Genomic DNA, 6,663 nt, shown 5'->3' with positions numbered 1-6,663 from the left:
GAGCAGCGGCAGGCGCGGCCGGCGCGGCGGCGCCGCCCTCCATGCCGGCGATGGCCTGGCCCAGCGGATCGGCGTCGGCTGCGGCCGGCGCCGGTGCGGGCGCCGGCTCGGGGGCGGGGCGGTTGGCGCGTTCGGCGATCTGGCGGTTGGCTTCGCGCGCGGCGTCGCGGTTGCCGTACAGCGGCTTGTTCGGGTCGCTCGCCTGGCTCGGCTCGAGATCGGCCGGGCGGCCCATCTTGTTGGAGCGGTCGGTGAAGGGCGACTGGCCCTTGGTGATCACGAGCGCGACCGCCACCGCGATCCCCAGGCCGATGATCAGGCCGATGATGATGCCGGTCAGGGTGCTGCCACGCTGGCGCAGCGGTGAGAAGGGTCGGATGGCGGTCATGTCGCGCTTGCTGTGAATGTTTACTCTTGGGTCTCGGTCGGGGCGCGTTCCATCTTGCTCGGGGCGGACACGCCGATCAGGGCCAGGCCGTTGCGCAGCACCTGGCGGGTGGCCAGGGCCAGGGCCAGGCGCGCCAGCTTCAGGGGCTCGTTGTCCTCCAGCAGCCACTTGTGGGCGAAGTAGTAGCTGTGCAGCTCGCCGGCCAGTTCGCGCAGGTAGAAGGCGACGTGGTGCGGGCTCAGTTCGAGCTTCGCGCGCTCCAGCATTTCCGGGTAGGCGGACAGCTTGGCCAGCAGGCTCGCTTCGTGCGGCTCGGTGAGCAGCGACAGGTCGGCCCCCGCCAGTTGCGTTTCATCGCCGCCCCAGTTGGCGAGCGCCGAGCAGATGCGCGCGTGGGCGTACTGCACGTAGTACACCGGGTTCTCGTCCGAGGTTTTCAGGGCCACGTCGACGTCGAACACGAACTCGGTGTCGGCCTTGCGCGAGATGAGGAAGAAGCGCACCGCGTCGCGGCCGCGCGTTACGTCGCCATTGCCCGACCATTCGATCAGGTCGCGCACCGTGACGTAGGAGCCGGCGCGCTTGGAGATCTTGACCTCTTCGCCGTTCTTCATGACCGTGACCATCTTGTGCAGCACGTAGTCGGGATAGCCCTGCGGGATGCCGATGTTCACCGCCTGCAGGCCGGCGCGCACGCGCGCGATGGTGCCGTGGTGGTCGCTGCCCTGCACGTTGATGGCCTGGTCGAAGCCGCGGCGGAATTTCTGGATGTGGTAGGCCACGTCCGGCACGAAGTAGGTGTAGGTGCCGTCGGACTTGCGCATCACGCGGTCCTTGTCGTCGCCGTAGTCGGTGGTCTTGAGCCACAGCGCGCCTTCCTGCTCGTAGGTGACGCCGGCGTCGACCAGGGCCTGCACGGCCGCTTCCACCTTGCCGTCCGCGTACAGCGAGGACTCGAGGTAGTAGTTGTCGAACTTGACGCCGAAGGCCTGCAAGTCCTGGTCCTGCTCGTTGCGCAGGTAGGTCACGGCGAAGCGGCGGATCGATTCGATGTCTTCCACGTCGCCCGAAGCGGTGGCCGGTGCGCCGTCGCTGGCCGAGACGGTCTTTTTCGCCAGGAAGTCGCTGGCGATGTCGGCGATGTAGTCGCCGTTGTAGGCCGACTCGGGCCACTCGGCGTCTCCGGGCTTGAAGCCGCGCGCGCGCGCCTGCACCGAGGTGGCCAGGGTGGCGATCTGCACGCCCGCGTCGTTGTAGTAGAACTCGCGGGTGACTTCATGGCCCTGCGCTTCGAACAGCGAGGACAGGGCGTCGCCCAGCGCGGCCTGGCGGCCGTGGCCCACGTGCAGCGGTCCGGTCGGGTTGGCCGAGACGAATTCGATGATCGCGTGGTGGCCCTGGCCGGACGTGCCGCGCCCGAACGCCGCGCCCTGTTCGAGCACGGTGCGCACGACCGACTGCTTGGCGCCCGCGGCCACGCGCAGGTTGATGAAGCCGGGACCGGCGACCTCGGCCGAGTCGACCAGGCCGGCCGCGCCAGGCTCGGCCAGCAGGGCGGCGACCAGGCGGGTAGCCAGTTCGCGCGGGTTGGTCTTGAGCGGCTTGGCCAGTTGCATGGCGATGTTGCAGGCGATGTCGCCGTGGCTCGGATCGCGTGGACGTTCCAGGACGACGTTCGGAGTAAGGTCGGTGCCGGCGACGATCGGTGCGAGGGCGGCCTGGAACAGGGCAACGATCTGTTGTTTTTGTTGGGCGAGCATGGGGATGTCGATCTGATAAAAATGGCGGGCCTGCGGACAGGCAAACAGCGATCATTATACTGGTTTGGCGCATCGCGCAATATGTTCACCGCGGCAAGTTGTCGCCTTGCTTAAGCGGCACCAAAGCCTAAGCCGTTACAATGAGGGCCATTTTTCACTGTATCGACCCCGCCATGACCGACAAGCGCCCGACGCTCACCCTGAAACCCAAAGCCAAGCCGGCACGTTCCGCGTCGCCGCAGGGCAGGGAGCGGCCCCAGGGCGCCGGCCAGGCAGCGGCCGCCAAGCCGTCCTACCGTCCGTCGGCCGAGCGTGAAGCCATGCGCGAACCCGCGCGCGCGCCGCTGCGCGAGCATGCGCACAAGCAGGCGGCCGCGCAGCCGCGCCTGCGCCAGAGCCACGAAGTGAAGGTGGCGCCGCAGCGCGACTACCGTCCCGACCTGAAGGGCGATTCGCTGGCCCTGGCCCTGCTGGGCGCGGCCAATGCCATCGCGCGGGTGCGCGGCGGCGCCGCGCTGCCGCAGGCGCTGGCCGGCGTATTTGCCGCCTACGACGTGACGCCGCAGGCACGCGGGGCGATCCAGGACATCGCCTACCGCAGCATGCGCCAGCTGGGCCGCAGCGAGGTCCTGCTGGGCCTGATGACGACGAAGGCGCCCGAGCCGCCCATGCTGGGCGGCCTCCTGTGCGCCGCGCTGGCCCTGCTCGACCCGCCGCCGGGCACCCCGGCGCCCTACGAAGCCTTCACCGTGGTGGACCAGGCCGTGGGCGCCGCCGCCAGCCACCCCGACTTCGCCCATGCCAAGGCCATGGTCAATGCCGTGCTGCGCCGCTTCCTGCGCGAGCGCGAGGCCCTGCTGGAGCAAGCCCTGAAGCAGCCGCTGGCACGCTGGAACTACCCGCAATGGTGGATCGACAGCACCCGCGCCGCCTACCCGTCCGAATGGGAAAGTATCCTCACGGCTGGCAACGCGCACCCGCCGCTGACCCTGCGCGTGAACCGCCGCCGTACCGATGTCGAGGCTTACCTGAAGACGCTGCTGGATGCCGGCGTCGCTGCCGAGCAGGTGGGGCCGGCGGCCGTGCGCCTGGCGCAGGCCGTCAACGTCAGCCAGATTCCGGGCTTCCACGAGGGCGTGGTGTCGGTGCAGGACGCCGGCGCCCAGCTGGCCGCGCCGCTGCTCGACCTGCGCGACGGCATGCGCGTGCTGGATGCCTGCGCGGCGCCGGGCGGCAAGAGCGGCCATATCCTCGAGGCCGCCGACGTCGACCTGACCTCGGTCGACGCCGATGCGCAGCGCCTGGCGCGCGTGGGCGACAACCTGGGCCGCCTGGGCCTGACAGCAAAGCTGGTCGCGGCCGAGGCCCAGGACACCGGCTGGTGGGATGGCCGCCAATTCGACCGCATCCTGGCCGACGTGCCCTGCACGGCGTCCGGCATCGTGCGCCGCCACCCGGACATCCGCTGGCTGCGCCGCAAGTCCGACACGCTCCAACTTGCAACACTTTCTAGCAAAATACTCGACAACCTTTGGCAGATGCTGCTGCCCAATGGTAAATTGCTGTTTGTGACATGTTCGCTCTGGCCCCAGGAATCGGAGGCGCAGGCTGCCGCATTTGCGGCCCGCCACGACGCCATCCGCCTCGACGCGCCGGGCCAGCTGCTGCCAGCCAGCGGTGCCGGGCAGGATCATGACGGCTTGTTCTATGCGCTGTTCCAAAAAAAATAACGGCGTAATGATCCATTACTGACCAAACTCGGCTCTCAATTTTTCGGCTCCGGCGTACCTGTGACCTTACGTTTTCTTTGCCTCCTCGCTTGCCAGCTGCTGCTGGTCTTCGCGTGTTCGCAGGCACGGGCGGCCGAGGTCATCGACATCACCAAGGTCGAAATCCAGGCCAGCGAGGACGGCTACCGCCTGAACACCGCGTTCGCCTTCGACCTGAACCACGAGCTGCAGGACGCGGTCCAGCACGGCATCAAGCTGCACTTCACCACCGAGATCGAAATGACGCGCCCGCGCTGGTGGTGGCGCGACGAGAAGGCGGTGTTCTCCAAGCGCACCATCGGCATCTCCTACGACATGCTCACGCGCCAGTACATCGTCACCACCGGCGGCAGCGTGCCGCAGCCCTTCAACACCCTCGACGACGCCCTGTCGCTGATCCGGCGGCCGGCGCGCTGGCTGATCGCCCCGAAAGACGCCCTCAAGAAGGGCGAGGTCTACAACGTGTCGGTGCGGATGTTCATGGACCGCGACTTCCTGTCCAAGCCGCTGCAGGTCAACGCCATCAATGATTCGAGCTGGCGCCTGAGCAGCAACAAGAAGACCTTCACCTACCGTGCAGAATGATCCAGGTACGCGGTAAATCGTTCAACCGGGCGCTGCGCTACGCGCTGGTGGTGGGCGGCGCCATCGTCTCGATCCTGCTGTTCCTGCTGGCCTCGGCCTCCGACAACTCGGGCTTCTTCGACCGTTACTACACCTGGCTGCTGGGCGTGAACGCCGGCATGGCCGTGCTGCTCCTGATCCTCGTGATCGTCGCGCTGGCGCGCCTGTATTCGCGCTACAAGGCCGGCAAGTTCGGCTCGCGCCTGGTCGCGCGGCTGGTCTTGCTGTTCGCCGGCATCGGCATCCTGCCGGGGCTGGTGATCTTCATGGTGTCGGTGCAGTTCGTCTCGCATTCCATCGAAAGCTGGTTCGACGTCAAGATCGAGGCCGCGATCGAGTCCGGCCTGAACCTCGGCCGCGCCGCCCTCGACGAAGCCGTGGCCGAGCTGGGCGCCACCGGCCAGACCGCCGCCGCCACGCTGGCCGGCCAGGATGCGGTGATGGTGCAGGGTGTCCTGACCGGCCTGGTGAACGACATCAGCGGGCTGCAGAGCGCCATGCTGCTCACCTCCGACGGCACCGTGCTGGCGACGGCATCGCAGGACCGCAACCTGAATCTTGACCTGGACCGCCCGACGCCCGACATGCTCAAGTCGGCCGCGCTGCCGGGCGGCTACGCGCGCCCGGAAGGCACGATCGACCGCGACGCCGCCACGCAGGCGGACGGCCCGGGCCAGAACGGGCTCGATGCGGCCACCGGCCTGCGCCTGCGCGTGGTGCTGGCGGTGCCCGAAGCGGCCGGCATGGAGCCGCGCTACCTGCAGCTGCTGCAGTCGGTGCCGGTCAACCTGGCGTCCAACGCGGTGGTGCTGCGCAGCGCCTCCGAGGAGTACCGCTCGCGCGACCAGGCCAGAACCGGCCTGCGCAAGATGTACATCGAGACCCTGACCTTGACCCTCCTGCTGGCGATCTTCGGGGCGATCGGCAGCGCCTTCCTCATCGCCGGCAACCTGGCGCAGCCGCTCCTGGTGCTGGCCGAGGGCACCCAGGCGGTGGCCGAGGGCGACCTGTCGCCGCGTCCGACGGTCGAGACCAACGACGAACTGGGCACACTGACGCGCTCGTTCAACGCCATGACCGGCCAGCTGTTCGAGGCGCGCAGCGCCGTCGAGCGCAACCGCATGGCGCTGCAGAACGCCAAGGCCCACCTGGAGTCGGTGCTGGCCAACATGTCGGCGGGCGTGATCGTGCTCGATGCCGAAGGGCGGGTGGTGAACTCGAACGACGCCGCCTACCGCATCCTGCAGGTCGAGCCGGGCGCGCTAAGCGGTCCGCTGGCCAGCATCGCGGGCCTGGAGACCTTCTACAACTGCATCACGCGCGCGATCTCGGCGCAGAGCGCGCAGAGCGCGGCCAGCACCGACCGGCGCCGGCGCGCCCACTGGCAGCAGCAGATCGAGATCCCGCGCCGCGGCAGCGGCGACGAGCAGGAGCACGACATCATCCTGCTGGCACGCGGCTCGCGCCTGCCGGTCGGCACCGGCAGCGGCTTCATCGTGGTGTTCGACGATATCTCGGACGTGATCGCGGGCCAGCGCTCGGTGGCCTGGGGCGAGGTGGCGCGCCGCCTGGCGCACGAGATCAAGAACCCGCTCACCCCGATCCAGCTGTCGGCCGAGCGCCTGCAAATGAAGCTGGAAGCCAGCCTGCCGCCGCAGGAAGCGGAACTGCTCAAGAAGAGCACGACCACCATCGTCAACCAGGTCGACGCCATGAAGCGCATGGTCGACGACTTCCGCGACTATGCGCGCACGCCGCCGGCGGTGCTCGAGCCGCTCGACCTGAACGGCCTGATCGACGAGATCCTGCAGCTCTACCTGGCCGAGGATGGCTCGGACATCATCCACGCCGCGCTGGCCCCCGACCTGCCCAGGGTGATGGGCGACGCCACTCAGTTGCGCCAGGTGATCCACAACCTGGTGCAGAACGCCCAGGACGCGCTGGTCGACCGCGGCCCCGGGATGCCGGCCCCGCGCGTGGACGTCACCACCGAGGCCATCCACTACGAAGGCGCGGACGGCGCCGCCGGCACCGCGGTGCGCCTGGCGATCACGGACAACGGTCCCGGCTTCTCGCCACGCATCCTGGCGCGGGGCGCGGGGGCGCCCGGGACCCCCGCCGC

General features: G+C 68.8%; 4 protein-coding genes and 1 pseudogene. 3 read left to right on the top strand and 2 right to left on the bottom strand.

What is annotated here, in order from left to right:
- Together ACK4S9_RS01365 and argS are read right to left on the bottom strand one after the other, a co-directional pair.
- Window positions 1-388 (bottom strand): annotated as a pseudogene (locus tag ACK4S9_RS01365) (SPOR domain-containing protein); the annotation flags it as partial.
- Window positions 389-408: 20 nt separating this feature from the next.
- Entirely contained in the window at window positions 409-2,148 is a 1,740-nt protein-coding gene (argS, locus tag ACK4S9_RS01360; protein WP_409720515.1) for an arginine--tRNA ligase, read from the bottom strand.
- 320 nt (window positions 2,149-2,468) lie between these two features.
- On the opposite strand from argS, the gene rsmB reads away from it, so the two are divergent.
- The 3 genes from rsmB to ACK4S9_RS01345 form a co-directional block, all read left to right on the top strand.
- Window positions 2,469-3,878 carry a 16S rRNA (cytosine(967)-C(5))-methyltransferase RsmB gene (gene rsmB, locus ACK4S9_RS01355; protein ID WP_409720523.1) on the top strand — a complete coding sequence of 470 codons (1,410 nt, stop codon included), beginning with the start codon at window positions 2,469-2,471 and terminating at the stop codon, window positions 3,876-3,878.
- A 60-nt stretch (window positions 3,879-3,938) separates the two neighbouring features.
- On the top strand, window positions 3,939-4,502 hold the full coding sequence (locus ACK4S9_RS01350; protein ID WP_281912834.1) for a DUF4390 domain-containing protein: 564 nt from the start codon (window positions 3,939-3,941) through the stop codon (window positions 4,500-4,502).
- Window positions 4,499-6,663: HAMP domain-containing protein (locus ACK4S9_RS01345; protein WP_409720513.1), on the top strand; the 2,165-nt coding region annotated here is incomplete at its 3' end. The genes ACK4S9_RS01350 and ACK4S9_RS01345, both read left to right, overlap by 4 nt.

Source organism: Massilia sp. (assembly GCF_046293535.1).
GTDB lineage: Bacteria > Pseudomonadota > Gammaproteobacteria > Burkholderiales > Burkholderiaceae_D > Telluria.
This window is presented reverse-complemented; position numbering and strand designations above follow the sequence as displayed.

Excerpts from the sequence above, each read along its gene's own strand:
- argS (WP_409720515.1), bottom strand. The coding sequence starts at position 2,148 with ATGCTCGCCCAACAAAAACAACAGATCGTTGCCCTGTTCCAGGCCGCC.
- rsmB (WP_409720523.1), top strand. The coding sequence starts at position 2,469 with ATGCGCGAACCCGCGCGCGCGCCGCTGCGCGAGCATGCGCACAAGCAG.